Origin of the sequence: Sphingomonas koreensis, from assembly GCF_002797435.1 — a bacterium.
Classification (GTDB): Bacteria; Pseudomonadota; Alphaproteobacteria; order Sphingomonadales; family Sphingomonadaceae; genus Sphingomonas; species Sphingomonas koreensis.
Window position 1 is genome coordinate 3482103 of the sequence record NZ_PGEN01000001.1, and the last position, 17570, is coordinate 3499672.

Consider the following 17570-nt stretch of genomic DNA (forward strand, 5'->3'; position numbering starts at 1 on the left):
GATGCATATGCGGCGCGAAGCAGCAGGGGCAGCGGTGGGCGTGGCGGCTGGTTCCGGTCTTCATCCTTGCTTCCCTCCATGTTCATTGCCCGCGGGAGCCTGCGCACGGTCAGGCGGTCCCCTCGATGATCTGCGCGACCCGTTCCGCCGATCCGGCGGCATAGGTCCAGCCAAGGCCGCCATGCCCGGTATTGGCGATGACGCCCGGCGCGATCGTCCGCGTGATCGGCAGCGAATCCGGCGTCATCGGGCGCAATCCCGCCCAGCTCGATTCGATATTGTCATAGTCTGCGGCCTGAGGGAGTGCCGCGCGCGCGCTGTCGGTCAGCGCCCGCAGCCTATCGGGCTCGACGCGCGTATCGCGCCTGCCGACCTCGGCGAGACCGGCGATGCGCATCCGGTTGCCCAGCCGGGCGAAGACGACGCGATTGGCGACGTCGGTGATGCTCGCACGCGGGGCGGCAGCGCCCGTGGGGGCCGTGATCGAATAGCCCTTCATCGGCTGGACGGGAAGGTACACGCCCAGGCTGCGCGCGAGCCGTGGTGCCCCGGGGCCAGCGGCGAGGACGATGCGATCGGCCGGGACGCGGGTGCCGCAGCGGGTGACGATCGCAGGCTGGCTGCCCTGTGTTTCGATCCGCTCGACCGGAAGATCGAACATCGAGCTGCCGCCCGCGCGGATCAACGCGTCATGTGCGCCGGAACAGAAACGGTGCGGATCGCCGACCGCTTCGCCGGGCGTGTGCAGCGCGCCGGCGATCTCGTCGCGCACGGGCGCCAGCATGGGTTCGAGCGCGACCGCGGCATCCGGATCGAGCAATGTCTGGGTGATGCCGTTCGCACGCTTGAGCGCGACCATCGCTTCGGCGGCGGCGAAGGAGGCGGCGGTGCGGTAGATATGGATCTTTCCCGGGACGCTTTGGCCATATTCGAGCGCGTGGCGTTCGGTCAGCTGGTCGAGCGCGAGGCGGGATCGGGCGGCGAGCGCCAGGCCGGCCAGCGTGTTGCGGCGGAAGCTCCCCGCGCCGCAATTGCGCAGAAAGGCGATGCTCCAGCGCAGGAAATCGGGGTCGAGGTGCGGCTGGAACCGCAGCGCCGGATCGAGACCGAGCAGGATATGCGGAATCTGGCGCAGCACCGATGGGCTCGCCAGCGCATCGGTATAGGCGTAGCTGAGCTGCGCGCCATTGGCGAAGGAAGTGCCGAGGCCGGGGCCGCCGGCGCCGTCCACCACCGTCACGCGGTGACCGCGCCCGGCGAGCGTCAGCGCGGTCGCCATGCCGACGACACCGGCGCCGAGCACGATGATCTCCTCGCGACGGCTCATCGATCGCGCCGGCTCAGGATGGTTGATCGAAACAGGCTACCTACTCCCCCACGCATCGTCCTGATGACGGTGCGGCCGGAAGATGATCGCTCCGCAACGATGTGCGAAGTCCGGAATCGATCCGCTTCCCATAGCCAAAGGTTATGGCTGGCGGCGGCTCTCGACCAAAGTGTTCTCCAGCGTGCGGAGGAACAGGCGCGCGACGCGCGAGGGCTGGCGTTCCTCCAGCGCGGTCCAGGAGATGGTGAATCGCAGCGGCGGATCGGTCGGCAGCCAGCGGAAGCCCGGCGCGGCCCAGGCGCGCGCGGTGAACTCGTCGATCACGGTGACGCCGCCTTCGAGCTGGGCAAGCCGGGCGGCGATGAAGAAGGTCTGCACCGATACGGTCTCGCGAAAGGCAAGGCCGCGCTCGCGGGCGGCGCGGGTGAGCACGTCGCCGATCGGGCCGGTCGCGGCGACGCCGATCACGTCGCGGTCGGCGAGCAGGTCGAGCGGAAAACGGTCGCCCGCAGGGGCGAACATCTTGTCGGGGTACAGGACCACTAGCTCGCCCTCCGCCAGCACCTGATGCGTCAGCCGCGGATGCGGGGGCGGGGTATAGGCGATCGCCAGGTCGATCTCGCGCCCGATCAGCGAGCGGACAAGGTCGTCATGGTGATGGGTATGGACCTCGAACGTCACGCGCGGCCATTCGCGGCGGAACTGCGCCATCGCCTGCGGCACCACGTCGAGCGCGAGGCTGGGCACGATGCCGAGCCGGATATGGCCACCCCCCGCCTGAGCCAGGTTGCGCGCGGTCTGCTGCAGCGTGTCGAGCCGCTCGAACAAATCGCCAGCCTCGCGCATCAGGGCATGCGCCTCGTCGGTGGGGATCAGCCGGCCGCGGGAGAGCTGGAACAGCGGGATGCCCAGACTGTCCTCGGCATGGTGGAGCGTCTTCGAAACCGAGGGTTGCGAGACGCCGAGCGCGCGGGCCGCGGCGCTGATCGAACCGTGAAGGTAGACGGCGTGGAAGACTTCGAGCTGACGGAAACGCATAGCGCCATCTTAGGGGCGGCGGCGCGGGGAGCAATGACCTTGGCGCAAGGCGGGTGTGGCGAACGCTACGTTAACCCCGTGTCGTTACCGTGGCGGAACGGAAAGCAGCCGGAGGGCGGTTTGGACGGCGACGTGAAGTACAGCTTGCCGCGCTGGCGCGTGACGAACTGGTTGACCCGCACCGGCCGTCCGGTGAGCCGGGCGATCCATGTCGCGCAGGTGAGCACGCTCTACAGCTCGCTGGCGATCTTCTATTCCGCCGCGATTGCGACCTTGATGTGCGCCGCCGCGATCTGGTGGCGGCATCAGACACCGTTGTTCGCGGTCTGGCTGGGACTGGAATTGGGAACGATCGGGCTGCGGATCGCCCTGCTCAACCGCGACCGGAAGGCGGCCCGTTGCGGCGCAGCGTCCAGAACCGACCTCTACCTGCTGATGACGGCGCTATGGGCAGCGACGCTGGGCTATGGTGCCGCGATCACGACGCTGAGCGGCGACTATGCCGCGGCGATCGTGGTCAATATCGCCACCGCATGCATCGCGGGCGGAATGAGTATCCGCTATTTCGGGGCGCCGCGCTTCGTGCTGCTGGTGTGCAGCGCAACGCTCGGCCCGATGGCCGTCGCCGCGGCGTTCGCGGGCGATCCGGTGCTGCTCGTCACCACTCTCCAGGCACCGCTGGCGCTGTTCAGCATGGCGCAGGCGGCGAAGCGGCTGAACGGGATGATGATCGCGACCATGGAGGCCGAGCAGGCGCATGCCCATCGCGCTGCACACGATCCGTTGACCGGACTGCTCAACCGTACGGGATTCATGCAAGCGGCCGCGGGGCGCAGCGGCATCGGCGGGACATTATTCTATCTCGATCTCGACGGGTTCAAGCCGGTCAACGACCGCCATGGGCACGAGGCCGGCGATCAGGTACTGCGCGAAGTGGCGCAACGGCTGGTGCGGCTGGCAGGCCGGCATGGCCAGGCCGCGCGGCTGGGCGGCGACGAATTCGCGCTGCTGGCGCCGGTGCTGAGCCCGCAAGGCATCGAGCGGTTTGGTGCTCGGATCGTCGAACGGATCACGGCGGAAGCCTTTATGCTCGATGGCGCCACGACCCGGATCGGGGTGAGCGTCGGCGCGGCGGCGATGGGCGAGGGCGATGCGATCGGTGAAACGCTGCGCTGGGCCGACGCCGCACTCTATGGCGCGAAGACGCGCGGCGGCGGGCGGGTCCGGCTGGCGGCCTGAGCCGCCGGCCGGGCGGATTCACCTAGACATAATGGGGGTGGGGATCCTCGAGCAGTTCCTCGTAATGGACCAGCGCCGGCTCGGGGCCGAGCGGGACGGGCTTGCCGTCCCGGAATGCCCATTCGCCGCGGTCGCAATCGGCTGCGGCGACATAGCCGTTGATGTAGAGGCGGCGCTGATGATCCGCGCGGTTCCGGCCCGAGCCGTGAACCAGATAGGGGTTCCACAGCGCGACGTCACCCGGATCGAGGACGAGATCGACGACCTGCGCGGGATCGATTCCCGCGGCGATCAGGGCATCGTCGCTCATCTCGGTGCCGAGCACCTCGGTGGAGGTATCGAGATCGAGCGCGCCGGCGGCGTGGCTGCGCGGGATGAAGCGCATCGCGCCGCTTTCCGGCGTGTGCGGATCGATCGCGAGCCCCGTCTGGACATAGGACGTGCCGAGGTTGCGATAGACGCTGTCCGGCTTGCGGAAGCGCGAATCCTGATGCCAGGCGAAGTCGCCGAGCGAACCCGGCGCCTTCCAGTGCAGCTGGTTGATGATCTGCTTGAGATCGGAGCCGATCAGCGGCGCGAGGATGGCGTGGTAGCGTGGATCGAGCCGGACGGCGTTGAGCGCGGCATTGTGATAGGAGGGCCACTGGACCATGCGGACGAGCGGCGTGCCGTCGGCATCGGGGGCGACATTGTAGAAGAGGTTGCCGTGCCGGAAGCTGCGGCCGTGCGCCACCCCCTCTTCGTGGACCTGATCGACCGCGGCGCCGATCGCCGCGATTTCAGTGGGAGAGAACACGCCACGGACGATGGCATAGCCCTGGTCCAGATACGCGGCGACATGATCCATTCTACACTCCTGCAGCGGTAAGCCTGTCGAGTTGATCCTGTGAAAGCGCGAGATCCCAGCCGGCGATCAGCTCGTCGAGCTGCGCCACGCTGGTCGCGCTGGCGATCGGCGCTGCGATGCCGGGCTGCGCGGCAAGCCAGGCGAGCGCGATCTGCGAGAGCGTGGCACCGGTCTCCACGGCGACCTGGTCCATCGCCTCCAGGACGGGGCGGCCCTTGCCCTCCAGAAAAGCGGTCATGCGGGCGCCGCGCACGCTCTTCCCGAGATCCGCTTCGCCGCGATACTTGCCGGTGAGGAAGCCCGAGGCGAGGCCGTAATAAGGCAGCACGCCGATATTGTGCGTGACGCACAGGTCCTGAAGCTCGCCCTCGAACCGGTGGCGGCTGACGAGATTATATTCGGGCTGAAGCGCACGGTAATGCGGCAGCCCGTCGCGCGCGGCGATGTCGAGCGCCGATTTGAGCCGCGTGGCGGAGAAGTTCGACGCTGCGATGTGGCGCACCTTGCCGGCGTCGATCAGCGTCTGGAATGCAGCCAGAACCTCTTCCTGCGGAACATTCTCGTCGTCCTGATGCGCGTAATAGAGGTCGATCGTCTCGACTCCGAGCCGCTTGAGCGACGCGTCGCAGGCGGCGGCGATGCGGGCCGGGGCCAGCTTCTCGCCGCCCTCGCCGGGCAGCATCCCGACCTTGGTGGCGATGCCGATGCGCTTGCCGCGTGCCTGCATCCACTCGCCGATCAGCGTCTCGGACTCGCCGCCCTGATGGCCGGCGACCCAGGCCGAATAGACGTCGGCGGTATCGACCAGCGTGCCGCCCGCATCAGCGAATCGGTCGAGCAGGGCGAAGCTGGTTTCGCGATCGGCGGTCCAGCCGAAGACATTGCCGCCGAACACCATCGGCGGCGTTTCGATATCGGTGACGCCGATCCGCCGCATCCTCATTTCTCCTCCGCGGGCGGGGGCGTCGGCTCGGTCGCGTTGATGTCGAGCATGTCGGCGGCGGCGTTGAGCTGCGCCGCCTCGTCCGCGGTGACGCCGGTAGTGTCATCGGCCGAATTGCATGCGGCGAGCAGCGCCAGCGGAAGAAAAAGCAGGGCACGCATCACGGCACCTCGATCGACCGGGAGGACAGGCGGGGCTGCCATTGCGGCAGCCCCGAAACGCTTACTTCTTGAGCTCGCCGTGCGCGGCCTCGACGGCGTTGCCGACCTTGTCTGCCCCTTCGCTGATCGTGTTGCCGATGCTGTCGGCGGTGTTCTCGGCAGTGCCGAGCGCGCCCTCGGTAGCGGCTTTGACGTCCTGTTCGGCGTCGGACATGGTGGCGTTGACGTCGGCGCCGATCGCGTTGGCCGCCTCGGCCGCTTCGTTCTTGGCCTTGTCGCTGCACGCGGCGAGGCCGAGCGCTGCGACGGCGGTGAGGGGAAGAAGGACTCGTTTCATGCGGTTTCCTCTTTGATAGGGCAGGGGAGCCGCGGGGCACCCTCATGCAAACCTATGTCCCTGCGCCGCCCGGGGCAAGTTTCGAGCCCATAGGCGAGGCGAAATGCCCAAGACGCTTGCCTCGACGACCCCATACGCGTAAATCAGCCAGCACGAACGGCCGCCCGGTGAGGGCGGCCCTTATTGTTTCTGGAGACTTTGACGTGGCCCAGCCGCTCATGCCGCACGCGACCGCTTCCTGGCTGGTCGACAACACAGCGCTCTCGTTCGAGCAGATCGCCGAGTTCTGCGGCCTGCACATTCTGGAGGTGCAGGCGATCGCGGACGACACCGCCGCGACCAAGCTGACCGGCCGTGATCCCGTCCGCGCGCACGAGCTGACGATGGAAGAGATCGAGAAGGGCCAGGCCGATCCCGACTACCGCCTGAAGATGAGCAAGGGCCCCGAACAGGTCCGCCGCACCAAGGGACCGCGCTACACGCCGGTGTCGAAGCGTCAGGACAAGCCCGACGGCATCGCCTGGATCATCCGCAACCATCCAGAGATCTCGGACGGCGCGATCGGCAAGCTGATCGGTACCACGCGCAACACCATCGCTGCGATCCGCGACCGCAGCCACTGGAACATCGCCAACATCGTCCCGAAGGATCCGGTGACGCTGGGCCTGACCAGCCAGCGCGAGCTGGACGCTGCGGTTTCGAAGGCGGCGAAGGCCGCAGGGATCGAGGCGCCGGTGGATACGCGTCTGGAAGGCGACCGCGAGGCGCTGATCGAGCAGCTGCGCGCCGAGCGCGAGGCTGCCTCCCGCGAGCCGGGCGACGCCGAGCCGACCGCGGAGAATCTGTTCAAGAGCTGATCCGTTTTTCCATTTTCCGGTATCGTGGCGGCGCGGCGACTCGACAAGCGAGTTCCGCGCCGTCAATGTTTCCGGTATGGATCGCCCGGTCATTTCCCCCGATGTCTCGCTGACCCAGGACGAGAGCTTCGTCGCGACCAGCCATCGCGGGCTGACCTATCCCTTTGGTGAGCGTGTGCCGGGCGTGGGCGAGGCAATCGAGATCGCGCGTGGCGTGCGCTGGATCCGGTTGCCGGTGCCGGGTCCGCTCAACCACATCAATTGCTGGCTGCTCGATGACGGCGACACGACCACCGCGGTCGATACCGGGCTGAACATCGCCGAGGCGGTCGATGCATGGCGTGCATTGTTCACGGCGGAGCCACTGGCGGAGCGCCCGGTGGGGCGGGTAATCTGCACGCACTTCCACCCTGATCATGCCGGGCTGGCGGGCTGGCTGTGCCGCAAGTTCGCAGCGCGACTGTGGATGACCCGCGGCGAGTGGTTGACCCTGCGCGTGCTGACTGCCGATGCGCGCGATGTGGTGCCCGACGAGCAGATCGCCTTCTGGCGTGCGGCGGGTTGGGACGAGGCGCAGATTGCGGAAGCCTCGGCCGGCGGGTTCGGGCGGATGAGCAAGATGGTCGCGCCGCTGCCCCTCTCGTACCGGCGCATCGTCGAGGGAGAGATCATCGCGATCGGCGGCGCGGACTGGCGCGTGGTGACCGCGTCGGGCCATTGTCCCGAACATGCCTGCCTGTGGAACGAGCGCGAAGGCGTGCTGATCGCGGGCGATCAGGTGCTGCCGCGGATCAGCTCCAACGTCTCGCTCGGCCTGACCGAGCCGGAGGGCGATCCGCTGGGCGAATGGCTCGCCTCGATCGACAGGCTGATGGAACTGCCCGGCGACCTGCTGGTGCTGCCCGCGCATGGCGAGCCGTTCACGGGGCTGCACGCGCGGCTGGCGGCACTGCGCGACGAGCATCTGAAGCGGCTCGATATCCTCGAAGCGCACCTGACCGAGCCGCGCCGCGCGGTCGATTGTTTCGGGCGGATGTTCCGGCGGAAGATCGATGGCAGCATGATCGGCCTCGCCACCGGCGAGACGCTGGCGCATCTGCGGCGGCTGGAAGTCGAGGGGCGCGCGGTGCGCGAGGAACGCGACGGAGTCTGGTGGTATCGCGCGCCCTGACCGTGTGACGTTCGTCGAACCGGGTTTGTGCCGCGGCGAACGCCGCCTAGGATGGACACCGAGCCGATTCAGGGGAGAGCTGCGCGATGTGTGACGATCTGACCGACGCCGACAATGAACGCACCTTCGGCAAGGTGTCGCGGCGCGACTTCGCCGGGATGACGGGCGCGGCGGCGCTTGCGGCACTGCTCCCGGCCCCGGCCAATGCCCAGACGCTGAAGCATCGCGACATCACCATCAAGACGCCGGACGGCGTCGCGCAGGCCTATTTCACAGCCCCGGCAAAGGGCCGGCATCCCGCAGTGCTGGTTTGGCCCGACGTGTTCGGGCTGCGCCCGGGTTTCCGCAAGATGGGCGAGCGGCTGGCGCAATCGGGCTATGCGGTGCTGACCGTGAACCAGTTCTACCGCACCAGCGGCTTGCCGATCTTCAAGCAAGGCGAGGCCTGGGAGCAGCCCGAGGTGCGCGCGCGCGTCATGGAGTGGCGGCAGGGGCTGACCGCTGACGCGATCGCGCGGGATGCGGGCGCGTTCCTCGCCTTTCTCGACAAGCAGCCGGAGGTCGATCCGAAGCGCGGCGCCGGAACCATCGGTTACTGCATGGGTGGCCCGATCATCATGCAGACCGCCGCGGCGCTTCCGGGCCGCATCCGGGCGGCGGCGTCGTTTCATGGCGGGGGCCTCGCCACCGACAAGCCCGACAGCCCGCATCTGCTGATCCCGAAGATGAAGGCGAACTTCCTGATCGCCGTCGCCGAGAATGACGACAAACGCTTTCCGCAGGAGAAGGAAACGCTGCGGGCGGCGTTCGTCGCGGCGAAGCTGCCTGCCGAGATCGAGGTCTATGCCGGCGCGATGCACGGCTGGTGCCCGCCCGACAGCCCGGTGTACAATCAGGTTCAGGCCGAGAAGGCGTGGGGCCGGCTGCTGGCACTGTTCGGGAAGGCGCTGGCTTGATGCCAGCTGAAGCCAACTAGACCAGTTTCGAACCCAGCTCCGCCGCCAGATATTCGAGGTTGGCGATGCGGCGCCACAGGCCGCTGTCGGTGATCGCGTCCATCCGGAAGAAACGGCGCATCGCCGGGAATTCGAGATCGATCACGCGGTGCATATAGTCGGGCGACAACAGCCCGCCATGCTCGTCGCCCATCGGCCCGAGGCGCCGGCGCAGCGCATAGCTATGCTGGCGGACCCAGACCGGGCGGACGCGCGTCGACCATTCGCCAAAGCGATGCTTGCGGCTGGGCAGTCCGGTAAAGTCATGGCCATAGGCGGACGGCTGGGCCGCGAGCTGCGGATCGATCGCGTTGAGCAACGCGGCCTCGAACCGGCCGGCATGTTTGAGGCCGAGCGGGATCGTCATCGCCTGCGCCACCACCTGATGGTCCAGGAAGGGCATCAGATACGGGCTGTAGCGGCCCTCAAGGCTGATCTCGCGCCCGAACAAGGCGCGGCAGCGGATGCGCGGATAGATCTGCTCGATCCGCGTACGATCGAGACGGCCGGTGGCGGCGGGCGGCTCGATCGCCTCGCGGATGCGCGCGGCGATCCCGTCGAGGAACGCGCCGGCATCGAACCCAGGGGTCGCATCGCCCGGCGTGAAGCGCGCGAAGAAGGTGCGGGCGATGTCGTGCGCGGTGAAGCGGCGGTCGGGCAGGTAGAAGAAGTTGCGGTAGATCTCGCCGCACCCGCCCGAGACCGCGAGCGCGCCGCCAGCATGCCGGCGGCGCTGTGCCTCGCCATGGCCGCCATTGTCGAAGATGTTGCCGAAGGTCGGAAGCCCGTCGAACTGATGGAAGTTGCGCGCAACCAGTTCGGGGAACGCATCGGGCGGGGGGGTTTCGGCGTATTTGTCGGTCCAGGCGACCTCGAAGCCGCACGCCTCGCCCATCGCCTGCGCGATCTCGACATCGTCGTCGCCGGGCAGGCCGTAGACATAGAGCTCAGGATGGCAGCCCGCTTCGCGCAGCGCTGCAAGGACGAGCCGGGAATCGAGCCCGCCCGACAACGGACTGCGGACATGGTTGCCGAACTGCGCCACATGTGCACCGACGATGGCGGCGAGCGGGGCGCGGTGGCGTTCGATCTGCTCGGCAAGCGGCGCACGCGACGGGGCGGCGGGGAGGGGCTTGTCGATGCGGTGCCGGACGATGCCCTTGTCGGTCAGCTCGATCACCGCAAAGGGTGAAAGCGTCTTCAGTTCGGCGAACACCGTGTCGTCGCCGATCGGCATGACGTTGAAGGCAAGCTCGTACACGCCCTGCGGGTCAAAGCTCAGCCGCGGCATCGCACCCGCCGCGGCGAGGAGCGAGGTCGAGAAGAGCCGGTCGCCGGTGTCGCAAAACAGCTGGAAGGCGGAGAAATAGTCGCCGAACAGGAAGGTCCTGCCATTGCGGCGGACCAGCGCGACGAACTGGCCGCCGATCCGGCGCCAGTCGAGCGCGAGCGGGTCCATGCCGAGCAGCGCCTCGAGCGCAGCCTTGCCGAACTTGCCGTCGACGACCGGGGTGCCCGCCGCTGCAGCGACCTCCTCTCCACGCACCAGCAATCCGTCCGGGCCGCCGATGATGTAGGGGAAGTGGAGCAGGGACCAGCCGGGCAGAACATGCTCGACCGCTGCCGGGAAGCTCTGTGCCGAGAACGCTTCGCGCGCCGCCGCCAGGGCACTGGCAGTGAAATCGGAGCCATCGTTACGGGCTAGAAACAGGCCTGACATCCGAGCGCCTTAGCCGATCATGCCGGCGCTGGCGCGGTGGAATCGCGCCGTTTCTGCATGGGCTTCATCCCCTCTTCGGCGCGCTTTCGGGCGAGGTAGGTGTCGAGCCCGATCTGCGCGCCGACCAGCATGTAGACGAACGGATTGAGCGCGATGCCGACGAACAGCGCGCCGAACAGATAGATCATGTGCGCGTGCTGCAGCGCGGTCGCGAGCGGCGAGATCCACGCCTGATCGGGCGGGGCCTTCATGTAGCGGCGGCGCAGTATTTCCATGCGGATGATGCCGCCGAAGTGGATCGTCAGCCAGATGGCGAAGCCGGGCCATCCCTGCTCGCCCAGCATCTCGAAATAGGCCGAGTGATAGGCACGCGACTTGTCGATCTCGGGCGTGCGGACGACGGTGACGCTGGCGCCTTCGCCGACCATCTCGATCTTGTCGTACTTGATCTCGTTCTGGCGATAGGCCTCGAACCCGCCGCCGAACGGGTGGTCCTTCACATAGTCGAGCGTCCATTGCCACACCGCGATCCGGGTCGATGCGGAGGCGTCGGCCTTGTAGGTGCGGATTGTGCCCATGCGCTCGCTGAACGCGGTGGGGAGGAAGGGGACGGCGACGAGTGCGAGTGCCGCCGCGCCGCCGATATAGACCATGCGCCGTTTGACGTCGCGCAGCATCAGGACGGCGAGCAGGCCGACGCAGAGCAGGCCGGTCCGCGCCTGGGTGCCGATCGGCATCAGCAGGCAGGCGAAGATGAGCAGGTAGCCGAAGGTCTTCACGCGCCAGTCGGGCGGGAAGATCGTGCCGTAGCGGGTGAACCACAGGATCAGCGGGATCACGCAGATCGCGACGGCGGAGATGATGCTGCCCTCGAACAGGCCGGAATTATTGTCGACGAACAGCTTGAGCTGGCCATAGCCGCCGCCGCCCAGTGCGGTCTTGAGCCCGCCCGCGATGATGATCGTCGCGACCGAGAGCAGCATGAACAGCAGCAATGCTTCGATTCGCAGCTTGGTACGCAAGGTGAGGGGGAGGAAGATGGCGAAAGCCAGCGCCTTCCATACCCAGTCCCATTTATAGGCCGCGTCGATCGGAAAATCCGCGCGCGTCGTCGTCCAGTAGCAATAGGCGAGCAGCGCCAGCATCAGCCCCTGGCGCGGGGCGACACGCGTGTCCTTCTTGTCGTCGAAGGCAAGCCAGGAGAGGACAGCGAACGCCACCGCCATCGCCGAGATCGGGAAGGCGTTGAGCAAGAAATAGCTCATCCGCTGGGGCGAGACGACGTCGATATAGACATACGCCAGGACGAACAGGAACGGCCGGCGGAAGCCAAGGCCGAAGATCGCCGCCAGGAACGCGATAAAGGCTAGATCACGCACGCTTGCGGCCCCAGCGGTTGCGCGGTGCCTCGTTCGGGGGCGGGGCGTTCTCGTCGTCGAGCGCGGGGCTGTGGATCAGGCGCCAGGCGGTGAGCAGCAGCAACCCATGGGTCAGGCCCAGCACCAGACTGTCGATCATCGTTGCCGTCCCTTCACGCGTCTGGGTCCCCAAACCGCATTTTTACTAGCGCGGTGAGGTTGACGCGGCGTTAAGTGCTGGCGTGGCAAGGGGCCTCCTATCATGCGCATATTGCACGTCCTCGATCATTCGCTGCCACTCCATAGCGGCTATACCTTCCGTACCCGCGCGATCCTGAAGGCGCAGATGGAGCGCGGCTGGACCGTCGCCGGTGTCACCGGGCCGCGATACCACACGGGCGACGCGCCGTTCGAGACGCTCGACGGGATCGATTTCCACCGCACCAGGCAGATGCGGCGTCTGCCGCCAGTGGTCGGCGAGGCCGCGGAGATCGCGGCGTTCGCGCGGCGGATCGACCAGGTCGTGCAGCAGTTCCGTCCCGATATCCTCCATGCCCATTCGCCGGTGATCGATCCGCTGGCGGCGATGCGCGCGTCGAAGAAGCACGGGATTCCCTTGCTCTACGAGATCCGCGCCTTTTGGGAGGATGCCGCGGTCGGCAACGGCACCGGAAGCGAGGGATCGCTCAAATACCGGGCGACCCGCGGGCTCGAGACCTATGCCTGCAAACGCGCCGATGCCGTGGCGGTGATCTGCGAAGGGCTGAAGCGCGATCTGGTCGCGCGCGGCATCGATGGCGGCAAGATCATGATCTCGCCCAATGGCGTCGACCTGCACCTGTTCGGCGAGCCGCCGGCGCGCGACGCCGCGCTGTCGGCCGAATGGCGGCTCGACGATGCCGAGGTGATCGGCTTCATCGGCAGCTTCTATGACTATGAGGGGCTGGACGATCTGATCGCGGCGATGCCGGCGCTGGTGGCGGCGCGTCCAAAGGCACGGCTGCTGATGGTCGGCGGCGGGCCGATGGAAGAGAAGCTCCGCGCGCAGGCCAAGGCGTCGAGCGCGGCGGATGCGATCCATTTCGTCGGCCGCGTGCCGCACGAGCAGGTCGAACGCTATTATTCGCTGATCGACCTGCTGGTCTATCCGCGCAAGCATATGCGGCTGACCGATCTGGTGACGCCGCTCAAGCCGCTGGAAGCGATGGCGCAGCGGCGGCTGGTCGCGGCGTCGGACGTGGGCGGGCATCGCGAGCTGATACGCGACGGCGACACCGGCACCCTGTTCCCGCCCGATGATCCGGCGGCACTGGCGAAGGCGGTGGCGGGGGTATTCGAGAATCGCGGCGGCTGGGACGCTCAGCGCGAACGGGGGCGGGCATTCGTCGAGAATGAGCGTAACTGGTCGTCAAACATTTCACGCTACGAACCTGTTTACCAAAAGATCATCGAAGCACGCTCACGGTCCGGGAAATGGTTGCGCAAGACTTCGTTCAACGTCTGACCCCCAATCTCGCGCTGGCCGGCGCCGGGGCCGCTGGTGTGCTCGCCACACTGGCGACGCTGGTGATTCCGTACGGGCTGCTTGAGGACATCGTGGTGACGAGCGGCATCGCCGCCTTCATCCCGGCTGCCGAGCCGCCGCTGGGTGCGACGGCGCGAATCTGCGTCGGGGTGTTTGCAGGCGGGGTGGCCGCGCTGATCGCCTGGTTCGCACTTTCGGCTTTGCTGATGTGGCGCGATTCGCGCCGCGTCGATGAACCGGGGGAGCGGATGCCGGTGATTCGCCGCGCCGATGCGCATCCGGATGCGCCGCCGCGTGCGCCGTTGCTGGCCAACCGCGACCTTGGCGCGCCCTTCCGGGCGAAGGGCATGGTGGCCGAACCGGAGCCGATCGAGGCCGATGTGCACGTAGCGGCCGCGCACAGTCGGGAGACGGCCGAGGTTCGCGATCTCGACCTTCCCGAATTGCCGCCCGAACCCGTCATTGCGATGGGCTCGCCCGCGCCCCCGGCCGAGACGATTCCAGCCGTTTCGATTCCGCCCGCGGCGGCAGAAACTCCGCCGCCCGTCATCCCTCCCGCGCCGCAGCCGCTGCCGGCCGATCTCGATCAGCCGCTCTCGGCGTTCGATCCGTCGGCGATCCGCGATGTGCCGCTGGCGCCGCCGCCGCCACTCGCGCCGCTGGCGCGCGCGCCGGTCAAACCGGTGTTGGCCGAGGGCGAGCGGTTCGAGACGTTCGAATTGACCCCGCCGGTGCGCCCGGCAGCCCCGCCCCAGCCGCCCGTTCAGGCCGAAAGCCTCGCCGCGCCCGAGACCGATGCCAGCGTCCATGCGCTGCTCGACCGGCTGGAGCGCGGCATCGCCCGGCGTGTGCATCACGCGCCGCAGGCCGAATCGGCGCCGCAGCCGGAACCTGTGCCGCCAGCCGAGCCGGCGGCGCAGGTCCGCAACGAGGCGCCCGAGCCCGCGCCGCCCGCTTCGGGGCTGGAAGGCGCGCTTGCCGCACTCCGCAAGATGGCGGTTCGCGCTTAGCAATCCTCGACCGTCAGGATCTCTAGCGTCACCTCGGCCTGTCCGTTGGCGCGCGCTTCCTCCGCTACGGCCAGATCGGCAACGAGATGACCGCGCAGGCGGAACTCGGCTTCGGACAGGGTTGCCAGCCAGATATCCAGCGCAGGCGAGGCCGGGGCGGCAGCCCGCAGGCGATGACGTGCGCCGGTGAAGGTCACGCTGGCCCATGGCGTCGACGCGGCCGATTCCACATGCAGCGCGATACCCGCCTCGGCGGCGCCTCGTACCAGGGCACGCTCAAGCTGTGTGCCCGGATCGGGCCAGCGGCTCATGGTTGCGCCTGCGGCGGCGGCTTGGCGAGAAACGCCTCGACCCGCGCCAGCGTCCTTGCGCGCAATTCCCGCCCATTGCGCAAATCGCCGACCAGCCGCGGATCGCGTACCGCCAGCCGCCCGAATTTGGTGGCCGGGATGCCGTGCTTGCGCAGATACCGTTCCACCTTGCCCAAAATCGCCATCGATCACTCCTGTTCTCCCGACTCGCTCGCTTTCAGATGTTCATTAAATGTTCTCATTTCCAACTTGTCTAGGAAAAATCCTACGGCTATGTTCGGACCATGGAATCGATCGAGCAACGCGAAGCGCTGGAGCGTGCGGCCGTGGCGCGGGGGGAGTCGCTGGCGGCGCTGTCGCGGCTGATCGGGCGTAACGCCGCTTATCTGCAGCAGTTCGTGACGCGCGGTTCGCCGCGCCTGCTGGCGGAGGCCGACCGGCGCAAGCTGGCGCGCTATCTGGGCCTGAGCGATGCGGCGCTGGGCGGGCCGGCGGTGGAGGGGCTGGTACCGGTGGCGCGGGTCGATGCCGGCGCGGCGGCGGGACGCGGGCGGTTGGTCGAGACCGAACGGCGCAGCGAATTGCTGCTCGACCCAGCGCTGCTGCGGCGGCTGGGGGTACGCGCGGACATGGCCTCGACGATCCGGGTGGAAGGCGCGTCGATGGAGCCGAACCTGTGCGATGGCGACGAGATCCTGGTCGATGGCGCGCGGCGCGCGCTGGGCGTGCGCCCGGCGATCTACGTGTTCCGGCGCGAGGGACTGGTATCGGTCAAGCGGCTGCGCGCGATGGGACAGGAGGTCGAGGTGGTGAGCGACAATCCCGCCTTCGGGCGCGAAGTGGTGCCGCTGCGCTCGATCGATGTCGTCGGGCGGGTGGTGTGGCTTCACCGGGCGCTGGTTTAGGCGGAATTCGAGCGTTGCCGCGCTTTTCGTTTCGGCTGCGCCTGTGGTATTTCAATGCCATGCATCGTGCACGCGCCAGTCTGGCCAGCATCGTTGCGGCGGCCCTGCTCACCATGCCGGCCACCGCTTCCGCACAACGCGCCGGGACCCTGGTCTCCGCCGAACCGGTCGGCAGCGCGCCCGATGGCATGCGTGCCTGGCGGGTGCGCTACCGCACGCTGAGCGACCGCAACCAGCCGATCGAGGTAAGCGGCATGGTGATCGCTCCGGCGCGGCCGGCCGGCGGTCCCGGCAAGGTGATCGCATGGACGCATGGCATGATCGGCGTGGCACAGCGTTGCGCACCGTCGAAGGATGACACCAATTTCACGATGATCCCGTCGCTCGCGGACGTGATCGCGCGCGGCTACACTGTCGTCGCGCCCGACTATCCGGGGCTGGGCTCCTCCATGGCCCACCCTGCGCTGGTCGGCGTCAGCACCGGGCGTTCCGTGCTCGATGCGGTGCGCGCGGCGCGCGACATTCGCGGCGCCAATACCGGTCTGCGCTTTGCCGTGTGGGGCGAATCGCAGGGCGGGCATGCCGCGCTGTGGACCGGGCAGCTTGCGCGAAGCTATGCGCCGGAACTCAATCTGATGGGGGTCGCAGCGATCGTGCCGCCCACCGATCTGGCGCGCAACATGATGGAGGGCAGCGACAAGAATGCGCGGGCGCTGCTGACGGCATACACGGCGACGAGCTGGTCACGTCACTACGGCATCCCGATGAGTGCGCTCGGCAATCGCTCGACGCAGACTATCATGACCCGGCTTTCCGACAATTATTGCATCGAGACGCACAAGAAGCCGAAGCTCAGCACGATCCTGGGCATCGTCACGGTTCAGCGCGCCATCCGCAACCTCGACCTCAGCAAGCAGCAGCCCTGGGGCCGGCTGATGCGTGAGAACAGCGTCTCGCCTGCCAATGCGCCCTCGCCGCTGCTGATCGCCACCGGAAGCGCCGATGTGATCGTCGCGCCCGCCGTCGTCCGCGATTTCGCGCGCCGAGCCTGCCGTGCGGGCAAAGCCGTGCGCTATATCTCGATACCGGGCGGCGAGCATGCGACGGTGGCGCGGACCGAAGCTGCGCAGACACTCGACTGGATCGACGCGCGCTTCGCTGGCCAGCGCGCTCCGAGCGATTGCGGGCGGATCTAGACGCGGTCAGCGGCGCCGTGCGCGGTCGATCAGCGCGACGATCAGCAGCAGGGCGAGGCCGACACCCAGTCCGCCGATGAAGCCGAGCGAGGGCTGGCCGTTGCGCACGCCGATCACGGCGCCGGCGATCAGGCTGAAGGCGAGCAATGCGCCGCCCGCAACGGGGGCGCTGCTTCCGGCTTTGGGGGCGGGCTTGCGGTCCATCCTGTTCCCCTTGCCACGTCCCGCGCCGGGACGCCACTGTCCCGATGCGGAACGTGTGGCACGGCGGAAAGGCGTATGGTTTCCAGCGGTTTACCCTTGGGAGGCCCCGGAATGCGGGAGTTTGCCGATGATGGCATGGGGGGTGCGTGTTCAACGCGCATCACCGCCGGAGTGCGCCTTTCCATGTCGCTTTCGATATCCACTCTTCCCTATCTGGCCGATCGCGCCCATGTGACTGACGCCGCCGAGCTGATCGCGGCGTTCGGCGACGATGCTGGCTTCGAGGCGGCGGCGCGTGCGGACCGGTATCGCGACCTCGGCAACCACATCAATTTCTGCCGCTGGCGCCAGATCGAGCGGTTGATCGTGCTGATGAGCGTCCCGCGCGCGGTGGGCACCGTTCACTGACCCGTTCCGGCTGACGGA

General features: G+C 67.9%; 21 protein-coding genes. 9 read left to right on the forward strand and 12 right to left on the reverse strand.

The annotated features are described in order from the left end of the window. Nucleotides 1-109 precede the first annotated feature (109 nt). Both BDW16_RS16565 and BDW16_RS16570 read right to left on the reverse strand, forming a co-directional pair. Nucleotides 110-1327 (reverse strand): FAD-dependent oxidoreductase, encoded by a 1218-nt coding sequence (locus BDW16_RS16565; protein WP_066576893.1) that lies wholly within the window; start codon nucleotides 1325-1327, stop codon nucleotides 110-112. Between the two features lie 141 nt (nucleotides 1328-1468). Continuing rightward, nucleotides 1469-2365: a LysR family transcriptional regulator gene (locus tag BDW16_RS16570; protein WP_066576890.1), complete on the reverse strand. Its 897-nt coding sequence runs from the start codon at nucleotides 2363-2365 to the stop codon at nucleotides 1469-1471. A gap of 120 nt (nucleotides 2366-2485) precedes the next feature. Here BDW16_RS16570 and BDW16_RS16575 point away from each other — a divergent pair, with 120 nt between their 5' ends. Continuing rightward, the gene (locus BDW16_RS16575) at nucleotides 2486-3604 is read left to right on the forward strand and encodes a GGDEF domain-containing protein (RefSeq protein ID WP_066576888.1); all 1119 of its coding nucleotides are present in this window, start codon (nucleotides 2486-2488) and stop codon (nucleotides 3602-3604) included. Nucleotides 3605-3626: 22 nt separating this feature from the next. Here BDW16_RS16575 and BDW16_RS16580 read toward each other — a convergent pair whose 3' ends face one another. The 4 genes from BDW16_RS16580 to BDW16_RS16590 all read right to left on the reverse strand — a co-directional run bounded on the left by BDW16_RS16580 (nucleotide 3627) and on the right by BDW16_RS16590 (nucleotide 5892). Continuing rightward, entirely contained in the window at nucleotides 3627-4451 is an 825-nt protein-coding gene (locus tag BDW16_RS16580; protein ID WP_066576886.1) for a phytanoyl-CoA dioxygenase family protein, read from the reverse strand. A 1-nt stretch (nucleotide 4452) separates the two neighbouring features. Further along, nucleotides 4453-5394, reverse strand: coding sequence for an aldo/keto reductase (locus BDW16_RS16585; protein WP_066576884.1), 942 nt, complete (start codon nucleotides 5392-5394; stop codon nucleotides 4453-4455). Then, entirely contained in the window at nucleotides 5391-5555 is a 165-nt protein-coding gene (locus tag BDW16_RS21385) for a hypothetical protein (protein ID WP_157081387.1), read from the reverse strand. Before BDW16_RS21385 ends, BDW16_RS16585 begins: the two co-directional genes overlap by 4 nt. A 61-nt stretch (nucleotides 5556-5616) precedes the next feature. Further along, nucleotides 5617-5892, reverse strand: a complete 276-nt coding sequence (locus BDW16_RS16590) for a hypothetical protein (RefSeq protein WP_066576882.1) — start codon at nucleotides 5890-5892, stop codon at nucleotides 5617-5619. 203 nt (nucleotides 5893-6095) lie between these two features. Between BDW16_RS16590 and BDW16_RS16595 the strand changes: the two genes are divergently transcribed. The 3 genes from BDW16_RS16595 to BDW16_RS16605 all read left to right on the forward strand — a co-directional run bounded on the left by BDW16_RS16595 (nucleotide 6096) and on the right by BDW16_RS16605 (nucleotide 8876). Continuing rightward, a complete protein-coding gene (locus BDW16_RS16595; RefSeq protein WP_066576879.1) occupies nucleotides 6096-6749 on the forward strand; it encodes a DUF1013 domain-containing protein in 654 nt (217 codons plus the stop codon). Nucleotides 6750-6825: 76 nt separating this feature from the next. Further along, nucleotides 6826-7920: an MBL fold metallo-hydrolase gene (locus BDW16_RS16600; protein ID WP_066576877.1), complete on the forward strand. Its 1095-nt coding sequence runs from the start codon at nucleotides 6826-6828 to the stop codon at nucleotides 7918-7920. An 86-nt stretch (nucleotides 7921-8006) separates the two neighbouring features. Next, nucleotides 8007-8876: a dienelactone hydrolase family protein gene (locus BDW16_RS16605; RefSeq protein ID WP_066576873.1), complete on the forward strand. Its 870-nt coding sequence runs from the start codon at nucleotides 8007-8009 to the stop codon at nucleotides 8874-8876. 16 nt (nucleotides 8877-8892) lie between these two features. On the opposite strand, the gene BDW16_RS16610 is transcribed toward BDW16_RS16605, so the two are convergent. The 3 genes from BDW16_RS16610 to BDW16_RS21510 are packed head-to-tail and all read right to left on the reverse strand — an operon-like array spanning nucleotide 8893 to nucleotide 12153. Continuing rightward, nucleotides 8893-10635 carry an asparagine synthetase B family protein gene (locus BDW16_RS16610; RefSeq protein ID WP_066576870.1) on the reverse strand — a complete coding sequence of 581 codons (1743 nt, stop codon included), beginning with the start codon at nucleotides 10633-10635 and terminating at the stop codon, nucleotides 8893-8895. A 17-nt stretch (nucleotides 10636-10652) separates the two neighbouring features. Beyond that, a complete protein-coding gene (locus BDW16_RS16615; protein WP_066576868.1) occupies nucleotides 10653-12014 on the reverse strand; it encodes a DUF5935 domain-containing protein in 1362 nt (453 codons plus the stop codon). Then, nucleotides 12007-12153, reverse strand: a complete 147-nt coding sequence (locus BDW16_RS21510) for a hypothetical protein (RefSeq protein ID WP_164519399.1) — start codon at nucleotides 12151-12153, stop codon at nucleotides 12007-12009. The genes BDW16_RS16615 and BDW16_RS21510 overlap by 8 nt, the downstream gene beginning before the upstream one ends. 102 nt (nucleotides 12154-12255) lie before the next feature. On the opposite strand from BDW16_RS21510, the gene BDW16_RS16620 reads away from it, so the two are divergent. Together BDW16_RS16620 and BDW16_RS16625 are read left to right on the forward strand one after the other, a co-directional pair. Further along, nucleotides 12256-13497, forward strand: a complete 1242-nt coding sequence (locus tag BDW16_RS16620; RefSeq protein WP_066576866.1) for a TIGR04063 family PEP-CTERM/XrtA system glycosyltransferase — start codon at nucleotides 12256-12258, stop codon at nucleotides 13495-13497. Beyond that, nucleotides 13467-14528 carry a hypothetical protein gene (locus BDW16_RS16625; RefSeq protein WP_066576864.1) on the forward strand — a complete coding sequence of 354 codons (1062 nt, stop codon included), beginning with the start codon at nucleotides 13467-13469 and terminating at the stop codon, nucleotides 14526-14528. Before BDW16_RS16620 ends, BDW16_RS16625 begins: the two co-directional genes overlap by 31 nt. Here the strand turns inward: BDW16_RS16625 and BDW16_RS16630 are convergent. After that, complete coding sequence (locus BDW16_RS16630) at nucleotides 14525-14839, reverse strand: hypothetical protein (protein ID WP_241230464.1); 315 nt, start codon at nucleotides 14837-14839, stop codon at nucleotides 14525-14527. The genes BDW16_RS16625 and BDW16_RS16630 overlap by 4 nt on opposite strands. Then, the gene (locus BDW16_RS16635; RefSeq protein WP_066576861.1) at nucleotides 14836-15024 is read right to left on the reverse strand and encodes a hypothetical protein; all 189 of its coding nucleotides are present in this window, start codon (nucleotides 15022-15024) and stop codon (nucleotides 14836-14838) included. The genes BDW16_RS16630 and BDW16_RS16635 overlap by 4 nt, the downstream gene beginning before the upstream one ends. Before the next feature lie 99 nt (nucleotides 15025-15123). Between BDW16_RS16635 and BDW16_RS16640 the strand changes: the two genes are divergently transcribed. Together BDW16_RS16640 and BDW16_RS16645 are read left to right on the forward strand one after the other, a co-directional pair. Further along, complete coding sequence (locus tag BDW16_RS16640; RefSeq protein ID WP_066576860.1) at nucleotides 15124-15744, forward strand: S24 family peptidase; 621 nt, start codon at nucleotides 15124-15126, stop codon at nucleotides 15742-15744. Nucleotides 15745-15803: 59 nt separating this feature from the next. After that, the gene (locus tag BDW16_RS16645; protein ID WP_125958796.1) at nucleotides 15804-16940 is read left to right on the forward strand and encodes an alpha/beta fold hydrolase; all 1137 of its coding nucleotides are present in this window, start codon (nucleotides 15804-15806) and stop codon (nucleotides 16938-16940) included. A 6-nt stretch (nucleotides 16941-16946) separates the two neighbouring features. On the opposite strand, the gene BDW16_RS16650 is transcribed toward BDW16_RS16645, so the two are convergent. Next, complete coding sequence (locus BDW16_RS16650) at nucleotides 16947-17144, reverse strand: hypothetical protein (RefSeq protein ID WP_066576855.1); 198 nt, start codon at nucleotides 17142-17144, stop codon at nucleotides 16947-16949. Between the two features lie 183 nt (nucleotides 17145-17327). Between BDW16_RS16650 and BDW16_RS16655 the strand changes: the two genes are divergently transcribed. Further along, nucleotides 17328-17552 carry a hypothetical protein gene (locus BDW16_RS16655; RefSeq protein ID WP_066576852.1) on the forward strand — a complete coding sequence of 75 codons (225 nt, stop codon included), beginning with the start codon at nucleotides 17328-17330 and terminating at the stop codon, nucleotides 17550-17552. The last annotated feature ends 18 nt before the right edge of the window (nucleotides 17553-17570 follow it).